Source organism: Ectobacillus polymachus (assembly GCF_048159605.1).
GTDB classification, from domain to species: domain Bacteria; phylum Bacillota; class Bacilli; order Bacillales; family Bacillaceae_G; genus Ectobacillus; species Ectobacillus polymachus.
This window is the reverse complement of record NZ_JBLREB010000001.1, coordinates 1892769-1909751: the sequence shown is the minus strand read 5'-3', so window position 1 is coordinate 1909751 and position 16983 is coordinate 1892769. Positions and strand designations below refer to the sequence as shown.

Sequence of the window (16983 nt, the reverse complement as noted above, 5' to 3'; positions counted from 1 at the left end):
GTATCATCCCCCCTTCTTTCATCGTGCTATGTATAAGATTAATAATTGGTTACTTTTGGCGTAACACATTGATGGTTACTCTTCGGTTTGCTTGGCGATGTTCTTCCGTATCATTTGGATATAACGGTTTGTATTCGCCATAAGCTGTAAATTGTAATCGTTCTGGCTTTACTTGATGTGCTTCAAAGTAATGAACAACGCTAGTTGCTCTAGCTGCTGATAATTCCCAGTTGGATTGATACGATGAGTTATGTATCGGCACATTATCCGTATGTCCTTCAATACTAACTGGATTCTCCACAGTATTTATTAAGCCAATTAAGTCATTTAAAGTATTATTTGCATCAGGTTTTATAACAGCTTTACCTGAGTCAAAGAGAATCATATCTTTCAAAGTAATCCCTACTGCCTTTTCTGTGTCTTCCAATGACATCACGTCTTGGAGATGATTATCTTGAATATAAGCATCAAGCTTTTTCTTTAAGTCTTCAAGCTTAGGATCCGTAATGTCTTGCGTTTGGGACGCTTGCGGCTGAGGACTCGGCTGCGGAGCTGGATTAGGTGATTGCTTTCCCTCTTTTTGCCCTGTAAACTCGGATTTAAAAGAACCCATGATCGCATTAAATTTAGAAATATTTACGGAACTGGCAGCGTATAACACAATAAAGAGCGCTAATAACAATGTTAAAACATCTGCATATGGAATAAGCCAAGATTCATCGATGGATTCTTCTTCTTCTTTGTTTCTGCGTTTACGGCTTACCTTACTCATTATTGATCGCCTGCGCCTTCTTACGTTCTCGTTCTTTCCGTGGTACGTTAGCAAGTAGTTTTTTCTCAAGAGCTTTTGCGGAAATACCGCCCTGTATTTCTACAACCCCTTCGATAATCATCAACTTACGATCAATTTCCAGCTTGGAAATGCGCTTTAATTTGTTTGCTAACGGGTGCCAACAGACATATCCTGTGAAAATTCCGAGTAATGTTGCAACGAAGGCTGCAGAAATGGAGTGACCGATTTTATTAATGTCAGTTAGATTACCGAGTGCTGCAATAAGTCCTACTACTGCTCCAAGTACCCCTAATGTAGGTGCGTATGTCCCTGCTTGCGTGAAAATAAGAGCGCCAACTTTATGACGACTTTCCATGGCATCTAATTCTTCAGTCAACACTTCCTCAATAAATTCAGCATTATAACCGTCCACGATTAATTCTAAACCACCTTGAACAAACGGATCTTTAATGGATTCAATTTCCCCTTCTAGTGCTAAAAAGCCTTCTTTCTTAGCTACTTCTGCACAATGAACAAGCTCCTCAATTTGTTCCATTATGGTAGGTTGTTTTGGTGTAAATAGTGCGACTCGAATTAGCAAGGGGAATTTTTTAATTTCTTTAAACGGAAAGGCAATAATAATAGCTGCCGCGGTTCCACCTATGATAATTAAAAAGGCAGCTGGATTATTTAACGCATTTAACGAAGCCCCCTTTAGAACCATACCGAGACCAATAACAACTACTGCAAGTAGAATTCCAAAAAAACTTGTCATCACTTTCTCCTTCTAAAACGATATAATATAATCTTATAATAGTATTGTAAGTTAATGTATGTTTTTCGACAATCCCAATTTGTGTTGCAAGAATCAAACACTGTTGTTTTAGCAATAGTTTGTATAGTAGTAAAAAAGCTTTAAAGTTAGTAATTTTAGCTTAGTTTTTCGAGAAAGGAGTATCAATTTGAAAATTGAACAAGGATTTCCGATTAGTTCAGAACGCTTTCTCCCTATACGTGAAAAAACAAATCAATCTACCTCTTTTGGTAAAATTATGGAAGAAAAACAATCAGTTCTTACGAATGAGAGATTACATACCCTAATGAGCGAGATTGAAAAGCAAGGAGATCGTTTGCAGGATTCTCAAACTCTTCAAGATTTGATAAGCTATAAGAAATCGATTCATTCTTTTTTACAAGAAGTGATTCAAAATGGTTTATCGTTAGAAGAAAAGCGGGGGCAACTTCCAAATGGTCGAGAAAAAAAGTTAAAACTAATTAAACAAGTAGATCAAAAGCTGCTTGAATTGTCTCAGCAAGTATTGGATCAATCACTTCCTTCGGTTTCCATGTTAGCAAAAATGGGCGAGATTAAAGGATTACTAGTAAACTTATATTTGTAAAGAAAGGGATGTTTGTATGCTTCGCGGGATGGACATTGCTACTTCGGGTATGATCGCTACGCAGCGTAGACAAGATCTATTAACGAATAATGTAGCCAACAGTAATACACCGGGATATAAGCAAGATATTAGCTTGTTGCGTGCCTTTCCAGACATGCTGATAGAGCGACTACATGATGGACCAAATCAAATTGTACCAAAGATTGGAACCTTGCAAACCGGTGTATATGAGCAAGAAACGCTTCCTCTTTTTAACCAAGGAGACTTAACAAGTACAGATTCTCCCTATGACGTTGCAATTGAAGATAAAAATCTTGCACCGACATTAATTGGCGGACGAATGATTAAGCCTTCTGCGTTCTTTGCCGTTCAGACTCCTGATGGTTTACGTTTCACACGAAATGGTCACTTTTCTGTAAATAGTAACAATCAGCTTATCACTGCTAATGGAAGTGTCGTCTTACAAGAAAATGGAACGCCTGTATCGGATCCAGAGCTTGGTTCAGGAGATTTCTTAGTGCGTGATAATGGTGAAATTATCGTTCATCCGAATGATCCAGCGCGGATGCGTACCATTGGCACGATTGGGATTGCTGTTATTAATAATCCTAATAATTTAATAAAAGAGGGCAACGATTTATACCGATTGGATGGAGCTACTGCTGGAATGATAGGGAAAAATACAAATAATGTTGTCCTTCATCAAAAAATGCTGGAACAATCAAATGTTGATTTGTCTCAAACGATGTCCGATATGATGACGAATATACGTATGTTTGAAGCAAACCAAAAGGTACTGCAAGCATACGACAAAACATTAGAGCAACTGAATACGATTGGAAGGGTGTAAGCGTGAATACTTCAATGAATATTGCTGCAGTAGGACTTCGAGCTTATCAACAAAAACTAGATAGTATTTCGAACAATATTGCAAATGTTGATACAACTGGGTACAAAAGTCGAGACGCTTCCTTTTCTGAAAATTTAGCTACTTCCATTATGAATCAACCAAATCCGCAAAGGGAAGTTGGGAGATTCACACCATTTGGTATTCGGACGGCATATGGCACACGTATCGGACTAACGAATGTAGATCTATCGCAGGGACAGCCGAAGGAAACCGGTAATGCCTATGATTTCATGCTTGAGGGGAATGGATTTTTTCAAGTACAAAGGGGAACCGGTAATTCGAGACAAATTATGTATACGCGAGATGGTGCCTTTCAGCTTTCCTCAGTAGGAGGAAATACCTTTCAGCTTGTCAATGGAAATGGAGATGTATTACTAGATCGCAATGGAAATCCGATTCGATTGAATAATACGACTGATTTTAAAGTTTTACCTAATGGAACGATTTCGGGGTCTGGGCAGCAAATTGGAATTGTTCAAATCTCAAACCCGCAACTTCTAACGGGAGAAGGCGGCGTTTTTTCGCTAAATGGGAACGGTACGGTTACTTTGGATCCGAATACGCAGGTCAAGCAAGGATATTTAGAAGGGTCAAATGTAGACATAAATCAGGAAATGACAGATTTAGTTAAAATCCAGCGCGGCTACCAAGCAAATGCTCGTGCTTTAAGCTACGCTGATCAAATGATGGGTATCTCGAATTCGATTTTCCGTGGGTAAGTATTTGTATTCCCATTAGCAGCGCTTATCCGAAGTAGGATAAGCGCTGCTTTCATAGTGCATCTGCCTTAGCTAACCCAAAAGTAAGGGAAAAATCCTCTACTTTTGCATATATTATTTTTTACTTTTTACTAAACAAATACCGGAAAGCTGCCGATATAAAGAAGTAAGAATAGGAGCGGTTTGAAGGAGGGAAAGACAATGAAAATAAATAATTATTCACGGATTGTTGCTGCTTATCAGCCTATTTCTAAAGTGAACGGGCAAAAAAAATCGGATGATACGAAGAAGAATGAATATGATCATCTGGAATTGTCGAATGAAGCAAAGCAGCAGCTAAGACAAGATCGAGAAGCAAAGATTGAAATGTTAAAAAATAAAGTAGCAAACGGAACGTATCAAATAGATAGCGAGAAAATAGCAGATAAGCTGTTATCTTCATTTGAAAATGGGGGAAAAGTCGTTGAATGAACTAACATTGATTCTTCAATCGTTAACGAAGCTACATGAAAGCTTGCTTGATATGATGAAGAAGAAACAGCAAGTGTTAGTAAAAGGTGAGGTACAAGAACTGCTTTCCATTTTGTCTGAGGAATCGAAAATTGTGAAGCAAATAGGAGAGGCAGAAGTGCAGCGTACGAAGCTTGTGGAGAATAAATCGTCTGTCACTTTATCACAGTACATCAATCTGCATGGTGATACCAGCCAACAGCAAGAATGGAAACAAATGCAGGAACAATTGCTTACCTTATTATCTGACATTCGTACGATTAATCGTACGAATGAGTTGTTATTGCAGCAATCTCTTGCATTTACCCAGTACATGATGGATCAGTTACTACCGTCAACGCATTCGTCCGGATATTATAAACAAAATGACACTGTACTCGAAGCAAGTGAACCCAACCGTTTTTTTGATGCCAAAGCATAGGGGGAAACAAAATGGTTTCAACATTTAGCGGATTAGAAATTGCAAAGCGTGCGCTTACTGCTCAGCAAGCAGCACTTAGCATGACCGGAAATAATATTTCAAATGCCAATACGCAAGGCTATACAAGACAAGAATCCATTTTTCAACCTAGTCTTTCGATACCATATTTTAATGGTAATACAGGTATTGCACTAGGAACAGGCGTGGAAGTGACGCAGTTTCGACGGATGCGTGAAAGTTATTTGGATTCCCAATATTACACACAGCAGCAATCGTTAGGCTACTGGCAAGAGAAACAATCGGCTCTGTCAAATGTAGAAGTGATGTTTAACGAACCATCAGATAGTGGTCTTCAATCAAAGCTAGATAATTTTTTTCAAAGTATGCAAGATTTAGCAAAACAGCCTTCCAGCATAGCAGCACGTACTGTTTTTACCGAACGTGGACAGGAGTTAGCAGCAAAACTGTCAGAACTATCCTCAAACTTGAACACGACATCTGATCAATTGGCAACGAAGCTTACAGAAAAGCAAACGAGTGTCAATGATCTTGCAAAACAGCTTAGTACGTTAAATGGACAAATTGCGGTAAGTGTAGCACAAGGAGTAGCGCCGAACACTTTATATGATCAGAGAGATATGCTGTTAGATAAGTTATCATCGCTTGTTCCGATTGGTGTAACAACAGATGAACAAGGGATGACTCGTGTAAGTGTAGGCGGTGTTGATCTTGTTAATAAGACGAATGCAGCGACATTTGCAGTAAATGCAGATACCGGTGAAGTTACAATTGGAAATGCGAATGTCAAGCTTGATAGTGGGGAAATTCAAGGGATTCTTGATACACGGGGCTATACGCAAAATGGAAGTTCTACTGGAGCGCTTGTGGATATAAAGCATAAAATCGATACGCTCGCCCAATCGATTGCAACACAAATCAATGCCATTCATACAGGAGATAATGCAAGAAATTTAGATGACATAGCTGCGAGATCAAAGGACCCGAATGCTCCATTGGACAAATTGCTCTTTTTCGTTGATAAAAACAATCCAGATGGTCCGCCTACCAGTGCCGAAAATATGATTGTAAATCCGAAAATAGTTGCAAATGCAAACAAAGTTGCAGCAGGCCAGAGCGATTCTATCGATAACAGTGATAATATCAATGCAATGTATAATTTACAGCATACACCGATTAATATCGACGGACAAACAACAACGATTGGCGATTATTATCGAAGTATTGTTGGGCAAATGGGTACGATTTCGCAGGAGGCAACAAATCAAGCAAATAATGCGACTACGATCGTGCAACAGGTCGATAATGCAAGACAATCTATTTCAGGAGTAAGCATAGATGAAGAGATGACGAATATGATTCGCTATCAGCAAGCATACGGGGCAGCAGCAAAATATGTAACGGCGGTAAATGATATGCTCGATAAGCTTATAAATGGAATTAGCTAATTCAGCTAGGAGAGTGGAAACATGCGAATTACACAACAAATGATGAGTAGTCAATTTATTCAAAATTTGCAGAAAAGCACAGAGACAACAAGTAAACTGCAGCAGCAAATTGCAAGTGGGACACGAATTGGAAAACCATCTGATGATCCTATTGGAACCGTACACAGCTTAAGTTATCAATCTACTTTATCTGATCTATCCCAATTTCAAAACAATGCGAAGGACGGAATTAGCTGGGCCCAGGCAACGGATTCTGCCATTGGACAGGTAACGAGTATTTTGCAACGCGTACGTGAACTAACCGTGCAAGGAAGTACGGATACATATAGTGATGCGGACCGAAAAAGTATGGCGACAGAAATAAAAGGCTTACAGGAGGAACTTGGGAATATCGCGAACACTACATTAGGAGATCGTTATTTATTCGCGGGAACGGACAATACGCCTCCGTATCAAAATGGAGTACTGCAACCAACGAGTCAAGAAGGTGTACAATGGAATATCGGTAAGGGAATTAATGTATCGGCAAATATAAATGCATCAGCCTTGTTTGGATTTTCTCCTGATGGGAAAAATCTATTTGATACTCTGGGATCCATTGCGCAAACGTTAGAAAATGGTGGAAATACAGGCTCACTTACTAGTACAGTAGACCATCAACTTGATAATGTATCCGCACAACGTGCCATTATTGGAACCAAACAAAATTTATTGGAATCGGCTTCTAACCAATTGGACCAGACAAGTACACTAACTGTCAAAATGTTGTCTGACACATCAGATACAGATATAGCCAAAGCTTACACAGATCTTTCCACCCAAGAAGTAGTTATGAAAGCATCATTATCCGTGGGAGCGAAAATTATTCCGCCATCTTTAGTGGATTTTTTGCGATAAAATGAAACTTCCTTCGGTGGGCGTTTTACTGCCCGTTATTGCAGGATAAAAACATAATCAGCTTTATAAAAAGATCACCAATATGGTGATCTTTTTATTGAATTGAACCAGAAAAGGAGATGGTAAAATAATCCTTAAATGTGAACAAAATAAGAAAATATTATAAAAAAATGATTTTCCTATCAACAATTAGAAAAATAGTGTCGATACATAAATCAAAAGGGGAGATATCCCTTATATACAGAGGAGGTAATTCATTATGATTATTAATCACAATATTGCGGCTATGAACACATTACGTTATTTGAATGGTAACTCTGAAGCGCAAGCAAAGAGCATGGAACGTCTTTCTTCCGGTCTTCGTATTAACCGTGGTGCAGACGATGCAGCTGGACTTTCCATCTCTGAAAAAATGCGGGCACAAATTAAAGGATTAGACCAAGCTTCTCGTAATGCTCAAGATGGTGTATCTATGATTCAAACAGCTGACGGTGCATTAAATGAAACAACAAGCATTTTACAACGTATGCGTGAGCTTACTGTTCAATCTTCTAGTGATACACTTGCAGCACCAGATAGACAAGCAATCGGAAATGAAATGGTAGCACTACGTGATCAAGTGGATACAATTGCAAAGACAACGAGCTTTAATGGTAAAAATTTATTGGATGGTACTTTAGCTACTAAATTAGATACTGGTGCTAGTACTACGTTAGCTACTGGTGGTGTAACTGGTACAAGTAATGTTAAGGTGACTAGCTTTGATGTATCTGCAGCTAAGGGTGGTGCTACATTCTCCTTTACAGATAAAGGTGCAGGATTAATAGAACTAAGTGATGGTACTAATAAACAATCAATCCAACTTACGGATACAATGTTTGCAGCAGGTAATGCGTCAAATGTTTTAAATTTTGATCAACTAGGTGTAAAAGTAACACTAAATGGTGGTAGTGGTGCTAATGATACAGCTGCTTTAGTAGCAACAGGTTTAGGTGGTAAAGCAGTTGCTACGCTTAACACCAATGCTCCAGCACAGTTATCAGTGGGTTCTGACGGAACAGCACAGGAAACAATTCACGTAGCGTTTGGAGATATGAGTGCAAAAGCATTAGATTCAAATTTAGATTCAACTAAACTAGATGCAAATACATTAAGTGATGTAAAAACTGCACAACAATATACTGGATATGTAGATAACGCAATCGCTGCTGTATCTGCACAACGTAGTGCAATCGGTGCGGTTCAAAACAGACTTGAACATACAATTAATAGTTTAGATACAGTTTCTCAAAATACATCAACAGCTGAATCTCGCATTCGTGACGTAGATATGGCGAAAGAAGTAATGAACAGTAGTAAGAGCGGTATCCTTGCTCAAGCTGCACAAGCTATGCTTGCACAAGCTAACCAACAACCACAAGGTGTACTTCAATTGCTTCGTTAATGATAAGGAAAAGGAGCACAGTTTTCTGTGGTCCTTTTTTTATTGTTGGACATTCTCGGTTAAATATAAGATATGAAAACAAATGAAAAAAATCTCATGAAACAATCAACAAATTAAAAAATAGTGCCGATATATAAAAATAGAAGGGGAGATATCCCTTATATACAGAGGAGGTAATTCATTATGATTATTAATCACAATATTGCGGCTATGAACACGTTACGTTATTTGAATGGTAACTCTGAAGCACAAGCAAAGAGCATGGAACGTCTTTCTTCCGGTCTTCGTATTAACCGTGGTGCAGACGATGCAGCTGGACTTTCCATCTCTGAAAAAATGCGGGCACAAATTAAAGGATTAGACCAAGCTTCTCGTAATGCTCAAGATGGTGTATCTATGATTCAAACAGCTGACGGTGCATTAAATGAAACAACAAGCATTTTACAACGTATGCGTGAGCTTACTGTTCAATCTTCTAGTGATACACTTGCAGCACCAGATAGACAAGCAATCGGAAATGAAATGGTAGCACTACGTGATCAAGTGGATACAATTGCAAAGACAACGAGCTTTAATGGTAAAAATTTATTGGATGGTACTTTAGCTACTAAAGAAGACGGTGCCACTTCTACACTAAAGACTGGTGCTTTAGCGACAGCAACTGATGTTAATGTAACTAGTATTGACGTATCTGCAGCTAAGGGTGGAGATACATTTACATTCTCTACATCTGGTACGGACATTACACTAACAAGCACTCTTACTGGTGCTACTCAAAAAATTCAACTTTCTGATACAATGTTTGCAGCAGGTAATGCGTCAAATGTTTTAAATTTTGATCAACTAGGTGTAAAAGTAACATTAAATGGCGGTGGAGGTGCTGTTGACACTGCCGCTAACGTTGCAACAGACTTAACAAAAGCCGGTAGTAACACATTAAAGACACTTGCTACAAATGCTCCAGCACAGTTATCAGTGGGTTCTGACGGAACAGCACAAGAAACAATTAAAGTAGCATTTGGAGATATGAGTGCAAAAGCATTAGATTCAAATTTAGATTCAACTAAACTAGATGCAAATACATTAAGTGATGTAAAAACTGCACAACAATATACTGGATATGTAGATAACGCAATCGCTGCTGTATCTGCACAACGTAGTGCAATCGGTGCGGTTCAAAACAGACTTGAACATACAATTAATAGTTTAGATACAGTTTCTCAAAATACATCAACAGCTGAATCTCGCATTCGTGACGTAGATATGGCGAAAGAAGTAATGAACAGTAGTAAGAGCGGTATCCTTGCTCAAGCTGCACAAGCTATGCTTGCACAAGCTAACCAACAACCACAAGGTGTACTTCAATTACTTCGTTAATTTACAAAAAAGAGTCGCAGCAAAAATGCTGCGGCTCTTTTTTTGTTTATGAATTTTTTTTACCTACTAAACTGTTCCCTGGTTTGTGAGCTGATTGTAATAGGATTGAACCCCTTTAACCCAATACGAATTTAAATTTCCAGGATCGTTATCCGCACCGATAGGAGCGTACTTTGCTCCAATATCTGCAATCGATGTAATGCCTTCATCTATATAGTTTTTACGTAAATTTCGCGCCATATCAAAAATCCCATCCTTTAAGGATGGGTATGTTTTTAGCCCGTCCTTTCCCATGATTCCAGCTGGATTATGTCTCACTTGGACAGCTCTAGAATTCCCGTTTCCTGTTTCATGCATGGAAATAGCAGCGAGAAGGGTAGGGTCGATTCCGTATGTTTTTCCTGCTTCTTCAAATAATGGACCGCTGTTTGTAAGAGCACCTTTTAACTGGCCATTTATTCCACTTGTATTAGAATTCCCGTATGACAAAGATAGTGGTGAATTCAGATTAGAAGGTGTATATGTAGCATTTGTCAGATTTAGATTGGCAGGCTGGAAAGAGGTGGCTGGTAATGCAGTTGTATCTGTTATACTCGCTTGCTCTAACATACTTTCTATAAGCATGAGAAAGGTTTGATTGGAAAGCGAAGAAGCCTGTGTATCTTGATTTGACATAGCCATAGATTGTAAGGCTTGTGATAATAACATATAATTTGACGTTCGAATATCCATCCTGTTCTCCTTTCAAATTCCGTCACATATTCGGTAAGATATAATCTTATTTATAATAAAATATCCACTATAATAGTTTACAATTATTTTAATAAATAGAAAACCAAAAATAATAATTTAAAAAATATATGGAAAAAGATTGTTTGTTTTAAAAAAAATGATTATTCTTAGAGTATAGTATGAAAAGATAGTAGGTGATTCTATGTGATGCAGCTTTCTATTTTACCTGTTAAGGAATATAACGTATCAAATGATGCAAAAGAGAAAGAAGCATCCTCCTCATCATTTTTGGATTATTTACAAAAAAACCAAGCAGATAGCGAGAAGAAGGATGATGCCTCCACAAACGTAACATTTCTAGCGGCTTATCCTACTGCTATGCCTATGAACATGGAACAGCCTTCAACGGATGCAATCATGAATGGGAGTGAATATGAGTCTGACTTGCTTTCACCAGTGAAGGAATCTTCTGATTTACTTTTGCAAGGTCAAGCTTTGAAGCCACGCACAGATGTAGCTGAAATGGCACAGCAAACAGGAAGTATGGGTATGCAGCAGGTAAGTCAGGCGGTTGATACAAATCAGATGTTCTCCCAGTCAATGGGTATAAACGTGCAAAAGAGCGGAACGATGAATAGGGTTATGAACAACCAAGGTATCATAAGTAAGGTTGAAAGTGAACCAGACAATGGGAAAATAGAAACCCTGCTAAAAAATCTGCAGCAAACAGAAAATATGGGTATGCAGCAGGTAAATCAGGCAGTTGCTATAAATCAGAAGCTTCTTCAGGTAATGGGCATAAACGTGCAAAAGAGCGGAATAATCAATATGGTTATGGACAACCAAGGTATCTTGAGCAAGGTTGAAAGTGAATCAAACACAGGGAAAACGGAATCGCATCTAAACAATCTATTGTTGCAGCAAGCAGGAAATGTAAGTCAGGCGGTTGCTACAAATCAGAAGTTTTCTCATTCAATGGGTATGAACGTACAAGTGAGCGGAACGATGAACATGACTTTGAACAACCAAAGTTTGACGGAAAAGGTTCAAAATGAACCAACCACAGGGAAAATAGAAACCCTCCTAAATAATCAAATGGTGCAGCAAGCAGGAAATGTAAGTCAGGCGGTTACTACAAATCAGAAGCTTTCTCAGGCAACGGGTATGAACATACAAGAGAGCGGAATGATGAATAGGGTTATAAACAACCAAGGTATGATGGACAAGGTTGAAAGTGAACTAAACATAGGGAATACGGAAAGTCTACATAATAGTAACAATCCAATAGAAAACCTTATGAAATCTCCTGCTACAAAGACCGATACTGCAAATTTGTTGAAGGAGCTACAGCAAAGCGCAAAGAATGAATCCAAACGTACGGAAAATAAGAGTATGACAAACGATTCTAATCCTATACAAGACAAGAATGGACCGAGTAATAATAGTGTACTTGGTAGTATACCCACAGTTAACTTACAAGCGACGAAGAGCGTTGAAGTACATACAGCTTTCTCTACTCAAGCTACAGTAGATAAGCTGGCACAAGATATAACATCAACCTTTTTACCGCGCATTCAAGTAACCGGTACGCCAGAAAAAATGGAAGCTACATTATCCTTAACACCAGAGCATTTGGGTACAGTAGATGTTAAAGTCGTTATTCAAGATGGACAGGTGAGTGCAAGGCTTATTGCAGATTCTTCTTTAGGAAGAGCTACACTTGAGCAGCATGTAGATTCTCTCTATGCTGCCCTGCAGCAGCAAGGGCTTCAAGTAGATACAATTCATATTAGCCAACATCAATCTTCCTTTTCATCAGCATTTTCACAAGGGGGAGATTCTGCTCCAAAGCAAGGACAGCAGCAACCGAAACGACGCGGCGACAGCTACAATGATAAAGAGGACTATTCAGATGCAGCGCTTTATGAATCAGAATGGGTGTCTCAAATTAATACAATAGCTTAATAATTGGAGGAACCAAGGAATGGCAGCTATTACAAACATAACAAATACATATTCTCCGCAAGCAGCGACACCACCAAAAAAAGACTTAGGCAAAGATGATTTTTTAAAATTACTCGTCACGCAGCTGAAAAACCAAGATCCAACGAAGCCAATGGATGATACTGCGTATATTGCACAAATGGCACAATTTAGTGCCCTTGAACAAATTACAAATTTAAATCAAACGATGACTGAGTTTATGACAACTATCTATAATAACATGGGCAATAGTGCCAACCTTCTTGGAAAAAAAGTAACATGGACCGACCCTGTTACAAATGAACAAAAAACTAGCAATGTAACAGGGATCACGCAAAAAGCAGGCAGCATTTACTTGCAGGCAGGAAATGATGAATTTCCTGAAAGCTCAATTACAACAATTCAAATGTAATAGTAAAATAGGAGGAATATCTAATGTTACGTTCATTAAATTCAGGAGTCTCTGGGTTAAAAGCCTTTCAAACAAAGCTAGATGTTATTGGGAATAATATTGCGAATGTCAATACGATTGGCTTTAAAAAGAGCCGCACGATGTTTGAAGATTTACTTAGTCAGAATATGAAGGTAACAATGGCACCTACAGCTACAACTGGCGGAACGAATCCTTTGCAAGTGGGTTTAGGAACAAAAGTTGCTTCTACCGATACGATACAAACTGCAGGAGCCCCTACAACAACTGGTTTATCTACAGATTTATACATAAATGGGAACGGATATTTCGTTGTAAAAGATGCAAGTGGAAATCAATTTTTAACAAGAGCAGGAAATTTTTCTATCGATGGAGCAGGAAACTTGGTGAATCCTGATGGAATGATAGTTGATGGTATTAATCCAATAGCTAATCCTGGACAGTATTTATCTTATGCAGTTGCTGCTGATGGACAGATGAAGGGGATTAAGGCTGATGGTAGTACCGATCCCCTTGGCACGGTACATACAGTCACTGTACCAAATCCAAGTGGTCTTAATAAAATAGGAGGATCGCTTTATCAAATAAGTTTAAACTCAGGTAATCCATCAACAACTGGTGTGGGTCCAATCATTTCCGGTGCACTTGAAATGTCAAATGTCGATTTAACAGAAGAAATGACGGATATGATTACGGCTCAGCGTGGATTCCAAGCGAACGGGAAGATTATCACTACTTCTGATACAATACTTGACGAGCTTATTAATTTAAAACGATAATAAGAGTCTCTTTAAAATAGTGATTGTGGATAACGAAAAAGGGGGATATTGCTATTCCTCTTTTTCTATGTTTTTTACACTCCTATGTAAAAAGGAAGGAGTACGTTCATGGAAGATTACATATTCAATAATGGTCATTCATTATCTGATGAAGAGCAAAATGTGAAAGTATATGATTTTAAAAAAGCATTGCGCTTATCCATTGAGCAGGTGCGTGTGTTAACGAGAATTCATGAGAATTTCGCCTATCAGCTCTCATCCTCTATCTCAGCATTGCTTCGTACCATCGTACAAATTGAAGTTGTTTCGGTAGAACAAACACTATATGAGGAATTTATTAATCAATTGCCTCTAGCAACGGTTATGACGATCTTTGAAGCAGTGAAACAAGAAGTACGTGTTGTAATGGAAGTAAGTCCACTTATGGCATATGCGGCAATAGATCGTTTATTAGGCGGTCCGGGAACAATAACGGAAATGGAGCATATGAATATCACTCCAATTGAAAAGAATGTATTGCGGCGATTATTTGAAGGATTCATCCAAAACATTGAAAAGGCTTGGAATAGTATTATTCCTGTTGAATTTAAAATGTTAGACATTGAAACGAATCCACAATTTGTACAAATTGCAATTCCAACAGAAACCGTAATTGTTATTGCCTTTGATGTTTTGATCGGAGATATGAAGGAGCGGATGCATTTATGTATTCCGTATATGTTGATTGAGCCATTTATATCTAAATTATCCTCCTATCAGTGGTACGTGAATCGACAAAAGGGAAAAAATGTTGAAGAGAATGAGCATTTACAAGAAAAAGTAGAGCATTTAGTTGTTCCGGTAACGGTGGAACTAGGACGCGGAAGTATAACCATAGAAGAGCTTCTTGGATTAGCTGTTAATGACGTGATTCAGCTTAATCAAGTAACGGATGCTCCTTTGAATGTTAGAGTGGGAGAACAAACGAAATTTCTTGCTTTGCCAGGTACGAAAAAAACACGGATGGCTGTTCGAATTGAACGCGTGTTAGAAGGAGATGGAGACAATGGATGAGAAGCTAACGCCAGAAGAACTGCAGGCATTGTTAGGTGAAAAGGAAGCTGTGCAGAGTACAGAATCCTCACCTTTATCAAATAACAACGAGAATGAGATGAATGAATTAAATTTACAGCTGTTAAAAACGATTCCTCTTGAAGTGGTCGTTGAATTAGGCAGAACGAAAAAGAAAATTAATGAAATATTAGAATTAACAAATGGCTCCATTGTAGAGCTTGATAAGATTGCAGGAGAGCCATTGGATGTCATCATTAATAATAAATTAATTGCAAAGGGCGAAGTCGTTGTAATTGATGAGCATTTTGGGGTACGCATTACAGAGATTTGTCAGCCTGTAGTATAAGGGAAAAGGGTGAAGAAGAAATGCTTCTTCACCCTTTGCATATTATGCAAGAATGTTCTTTATCAAGAATCAGCCCGTGTAAAAAAAATATTAAACGTTTGAAACAAAATGCCGATACAAGTAAATAGAGTACAAGACCGTTTAAGTAAACAGTGAGGAGATGTTATATATGGTACTTCCTAGTGATTTACGTATTTCCGGTATGGCGTCTGGTTTAGATACACAAAGTATTGTTCAAAAGCTAATGGCTGTCGAACAAGCCCCGTTAAATAAAATTATGCAGAATAAGCAGTGGACACAGTGGCAACAAGCTGCTTATCGTGATATGAATACGAAGCTATTAGATTTTCGAAACTCATTTCAAAATTTACGATTACAATCAACGTTTCAATCTTTTAAGATTCAATCATCTGATACGACAAAGATAACGGCTGTACAAAGCGGAAACCCTAGTCAATCGACTTATAACATTTCAGCAGCTAAAATGTTTCAATCAGCAACGCCATCATCTGTTAAATTTACAAAAACTTCATTCACGGATACAACAACGGCGTTAGGAGCAGGGAATGGATTTAGTTTTAATATAAATGATACACAAATTACCCTTTTTGATACAGATAACATCCAAACCGCTTTATCGACAATCAATAATCAATCCAAAACAACGCACGTAACTGCAAATTACTCATCGAGTGATCAGTCTATCATTTTTACTTCAGATGCAGGTTATTCACAAATTAAGATAGATGCAATTAGCAAATCTCCAAATGTATTAAATATTGCAGGTGGAACGGTAGATTTGGGTACTAATAGTTTTCCAGTAGGCCCTGCAGTAAAGCAAGGTGTAGCAAGTTCAACTGGAAGCGTAACAATTAATGGAGTGGATCTTACACTTACAAGCAACACCTTCACCTTTGACGGAGTCCAGTTCACATTAAACAGTGACATTACTAGCGGAGCGGTAAATATTACAAAAACTCCTGATAGTGATACTCTTTTTAATAATATTAAGACATTTGTAGATAAATATAATGACATGATTGCAACATTTAATGGAAAAATAAATGAAACAAAGAATAAAGATTATCCACCTTTACTCGATGATCAGAAAAAAAGTATGACAGATACGCAAATTACACTTTGGGAAAACCAAGCAAAACAAGGTGTACTGCAAAATGATTCGATTCTATCAAATTTATTAACATCATTACGAAAGGCCGTTTATACTCCAGTTTCAGATCCAGTCGCAGGTAATGTGAATCCTAATTTTAGTTCCCTTGCTCAAATTGGGATTACGCCAAGCAAAGACTATCGTGATAATGGCAAGCTTGTGATTGATGAAGCAAAGCTAAAGGGTTTATTACAGACAAATGCAACGGATGTACAAAAATTGTTTACAAAAACGTTTGATACCGGAAATGCACTCGATACGACTTTAAATAACAGCAGTAAGTATCAAAATGGCGGAGTGGCTTGGCGGATTTATGACCAAGTAAATAGTACGCTTCAGCAGCTTGTAGCAAAGGCGGGGGACCCAAACTTACCAATTGGGGGAAGCTTGTTAGATAAAAGCTTACAAGATATAAATAAACAAATTACATCATGGCAAGATAAGTTACAACAGAAGGAAAATCAATATTGGTCACAGTTTAATGCAATGGAGCAAGCGATTCAAAAAATGAATAGTCAAAGCGGATGGATTTCCCAACAACTCGGAACATCGCAAAATAACAGTGGTCATTAA

Annotated in this window: 17 protein-coding genes and 1 pseudogene; 15 read left to right on the top strand and 3 right to left on the bottom strand. The window is 38.1% G+C overall.

The annotated features are described in order from the left end of the window. Window positions 1–49: 49 nt before the first annotated feature. The gene (locus ACM5BR_RS09825; protein ID WP_416827657.1) at window positions 50–772 is read right to left on the bottom strand and encodes an OmpA family protein; all 723 of its coding nucleotides are present in this window, start codon (window positions 770–772) and stop codon (window positions 50–52) included. Then, entirely contained in the window at window positions 765–1547 is a 783-nt protein-coding gene (gene motA / locus ACM5BR_RS09820) for a flagellar motor stator protein MotA (RefSeq protein ID WP_416827656.1), read from the bottom strand. Before motA ends, ACM5BR_RS09825 begins: the two co-directional genes overlap by 8 nt. Before the next feature lie 187 nt (window positions 1548–1734). On the opposite strand from motA, the gene ACM5BR_RS09815 reads away from it, so the two are divergent. The 9 genes from ACM5BR_RS09815 (at window position 1735) to ACM5BR_RS09775 (ending at window position 9916) form a co-directional block, all read left to right on the top strand. Continuing rightward, window positions 1735–2172 carry a YaaR family protein gene (locus tag ACM5BR_RS09815; RefSeq protein ID WP_416827655.1) on the top strand — a complete coding sequence of 146 codons (438 nt, stop codon included), beginning with the start codon at window positions 1735–1737 and terminating at the stop codon, window positions 2170–2172. Window positions 2173–2188: 16 nt separating this feature from the next. After that, window positions 2189–3022, top strand: a complete 834-nt coding sequence (locus ACM5BR_RS09810; protein WP_416827654.1) for a flagellar hook-basal body protein — start codon at window positions 2189–2191, stop codon at window positions 3020–3022. A gap of 2 nt (window positions 3023–3024) precedes the next feature. Beyond that, window positions 3025–3801: a flagellar hook-basal body protein gene (locus ACM5BR_RS09805; RefSeq protein WP_416827653.1), complete on the top strand. Its 777-nt coding sequence runs from the start codon at window positions 3025–3027 to the stop codon at window positions 3799–3801. A gap of 201 nt (window positions 3802–4002) precedes the next feature. Further along, a complete protein-coding gene (gene flgM, locus ACM5BR_RS09800) occupies window positions 4003–4272 on the top strand; it encodes a flagellar biosynthesis anti-sigma factor FlgM (protein ID WP_416827652.1) in 270 nt (89 codons plus the stop codon). Next, window positions 4265–4732, top strand: coding sequence for a flagellar protein FlgN (locus ACM5BR_RS09795; RefSeq protein ID WP_416827651.1), 468 nt, complete (start codon window positions 4265–4267; stop codon window positions 4730–4732). Before flgM ends, ACM5BR_RS09795 begins: the two co-directional genes overlap by 8 nt. Before the next feature lie 11 nt (window positions 4733–4743). Next, on the top strand, window positions 4744–6198 hold the full coding sequence (flgK, locus tag ACM5BR_RS09790; RefSeq protein ID WP_416827650.1) for a flagellar hook-associated protein FlgK: 1455 nt from the start codon (window positions 4744–4746) through the stop codon (window positions 6196–6198). Window positions 6199–6219: 21 nt separating this feature from the next. Beyond that, entirely contained in the window at window positions 6220–7095 is an 876-nt protein-coding gene (flgL, locus tag ACM5BR_RS09785) for a flagellar hook-associated protein FlgL (protein ID WP_416827649.1), read from the top strand. Between the two features lie 259 nt (window positions 7096–7354). Continuing rightward, window positions 7355–8539 (top strand): flagellin N-terminal helical domain-containing protein, encoded by a 1185-nt coding sequence (locus ACM5BR_RS09780; protein WP_416827648.1) that lies wholly within the window; start codon window positions 7355–7357, stop codon window positions 8537–8539. Window positions 8540–8722: 183 nt separating this feature from the next. Then, entirely contained in the window at window positions 8723–9916 is a 1194-nt protein-coding gene (locus ACM5BR_RS09775; protein WP_416827647.1) for a flagellin N-terminal helical domain-containing protein, read from the top strand. A gap of 66 nt (window positions 9917–9982) precedes the next feature. On the opposite strand, the gene ACM5BR_RS09770 is transcribed toward ACM5BR_RS09775, so the two are convergent. Continuing rightward, window positions 9983–10648 (bottom strand): glucosaminidase domain-containing protein, encoded by a 666-nt coding sequence (locus tag ACM5BR_RS09770; RefSeq protein ID WP_416827646.1) that lies wholly within the window; start codon window positions 10646–10648, stop codon window positions 9983–9985. A gap of 207 nt (window positions 10649–10855) precedes the next feature. Between ACM5BR_RS09770 and ACM5BR_RS09765 the strand changes: the two genes are divergently transcribed. The 6 genes and pseudogenes from ACM5BR_RS09765 (at window position 10856) to fliD (ending at window position 16983) form a co-directional block, all read left to right on the top strand. Then, window positions 10856–12613, top strand: coding sequence for a flagellar hook-length control protein FliK (locus ACM5BR_RS09765; protein ID WP_416827645.1), 1758 nt, complete (start codon window positions 10856–10858; stop codon window positions 12611–12613). Between the two features lie 19 nt (window positions 12614–12632). Then, window positions 12633–13043, top strand: coding sequence for a flagellar hook assembly protein FlgD (flgD, locus tag ACM5BR_RS09760; protein WP_416827644.1), 411 nt, complete (start codon window positions 12633–12635; stop codon window positions 13041–13043). A gap of 23 nt (window positions 13044–13066) precedes the next feature. Beyond that, the gene (locus ACM5BR_RS09755) at window positions 13067–13840 is read left to right on the top strand and encodes a flagellar hook-basal body complex protein (protein WP_416827643.1); all 774 of its coding nucleotides are present in this window, start codon (window positions 13067–13069) and stop codon (window positions 13838–13840) included. A 108-nt stretch (window positions 13841–13948) separates the two neighbouring features. Further along, the gene (fliM, locus tag ACM5BR_RS09750; RefSeq protein WP_416827642.1) at window positions 13949–14893 is read left to right on the top strand and encodes a flagellar motor switch protein FliM; all 945 of its coding nucleotides are present in this window, start codon (window positions 13949–13951) and stop codon (window positions 14891–14893) included. A 103-nt stretch (window positions 14894–14996) separates the two neighbouring features. After that, window positions 14997–15239, top strand: a pseudogene (gene fliN / locus ACM5BR_RS09745) (flagellar motor switch protein FliN); the annotation flags it as partial. Window positions 15240–15408: 169 nt separating this feature from the next. Next, window positions 15409–16983 carry a flagellar filament capping protein FliD gene (gene fliD / locus ACM5BR_RS09740; protein WP_416827641.1) on the top strand — a complete coding sequence of 525 codons (1575 nt, stop codon included), beginning with the start codon at window positions 15409–15411 and terminating at the stop codon, window positions 16981–16983.